The following is a 1,130-nucleotide window of genomic DNA, read 5'->3' on the forward strand; positions in this document are numbered from 1 at the left end:
CCGGATACTGGGCCGCGAAGGGGGGCCGGGGGAACCGCGCAGCGGGGCGCCCGGACCAGAAAAAGCAGCCGCGCCGAAGGCGCGACCGAATCCCGCCCGCCCCCGGCGGCAACAACCACCGAGGACGGGGGCGGGGAACTGGGCTCAGAACGGGTCGAGTTCGGCGATCCTCTCGTAGGCGGCTTCCTCGCGGTACCGCAGGTACGCGCCGTGCGTCAGCTCCTCGCGGTCGCCCTGGACGCCGGTGGCATCGGCGAGGTGGAGCAGTCCGGTGATCAGGTCACAGACGACCAGGGACATGCCTTCCGGGATCGTGGGCTCGCACTGGTAGGCGCCAGGTGTAGCGGCGGCGAAGGCGTGGGCGGCGAGCAGCGCGCGGGCCGCCTCGTCGGCGGTGCTCCGCTCGGGACCATCGGTGAACATGAGAGGGCCCCTCGATTCGGCCGGACTGGCAGGGGCGGACAGGGGGCCTAGGAAGCGATGGCGGGGATGTCGGCGGCACGGGTCGGGGCGAAGTGGAGATCCCGTTCGACCAGGATCGGGAGTGCCACACTGCCGGGCCGGACGGCAGGGGTGAGATACAGCTCTTCCAGTTCGACCAGATGGATGTAACCCCACTCGCCTTCCGAGTAGTTGACTCGCGCCCAGCCGAAGGCGAGGCCGCTGGCCGGGTCGACCTCGGCGATGTACCAGTCCGATCCGCCGGTGAAGTAGTGGAGGTGGCAGATCTTCTGGTCGACCGGCTGGCCTTCCGTGGCGTACAGCTCGGGGATCTTGGCGAGGTCAGCGAACGGCGGGTAGAACTCGTGACCCCTGGCACGCCGGTTCTGCTCGGGCATCGCCCCCCAGGACCAGGTTCCGGGTTCGACGGTCGCACTGTTCAGCTCAGTCATGTTCTGCCTCTCGACGGGCGATTCCTCGTGGGCCGTCGGTCGGGGTTGCCCTCCCCGACCAACAAGATAAGAATACACCAAAGAGGGTTTTCAGGCAAGTTCACGGACAGGGCTCCCCACCCCGGGAAAGACGGGTGGCGGACCGTCAGTTACGAGGGCGCACCTCCCCCGTCCCCCCGACAGCTGCCTGGGGTCCGGGGCAAAGAGGCCGTCCGGGTCAAGGGCCGGCCGAAGGCC

Annotated in this window: 2 protein-coding genes; both read right to left on the bottom strand. The window is 69.0% G+C overall.

The window, feature by feature from the left end:
* Positions 1-144 precede the first annotated feature (144 nt).
* A complete protein-coding gene (locus VM95_RS37615; protein WP_045705967.1) occupies positions 145-423 on the bottom strand; it encodes a hypothetical protein in 279 nt (92 codons plus the stop codon).
* A gap of 47 nt (positions 424-470) precedes the next feature.
* The gene (locus tag VM95_RS39535; protein WP_052707822.1) at positions 471-893 is read right to left on the bottom strand and encodes a DUF2958 domain-containing protein; all 423 of its coding nucleotides are present in this window, start codon (positions 891-893) and stop codon (positions 471-473) included.
* Positions 894-1,130 lie beyond the last annotated feature (237 nt).

Origin of the sequence: Streptomyces rubellomurinus (genome assembly GCF_000961885.1) — a bacterium.
Lineage (GTDB): Bacteria > Actinomycetota > Actinomycetes > Streptomycetales > Streptomycetaceae > Kitasatospora > Kitasatospora rubellomurina.

Coding starts and splice junctions, on each gene's coding strand:
- VM95_RS39535 (WP_052707822.1), bottom strand. CDS start 893: ATGACTGAGCTGAACAGTGCGACCGTCGAACCCGGAACCTGGTCCTGG.
- VM95_RS37615 (WP_045705967.1), bottom strand. CDS start 423: ATGTTCACCGATGGTCCCGAGCGGAGCACCGCCGACGAGGCGGCCCGC.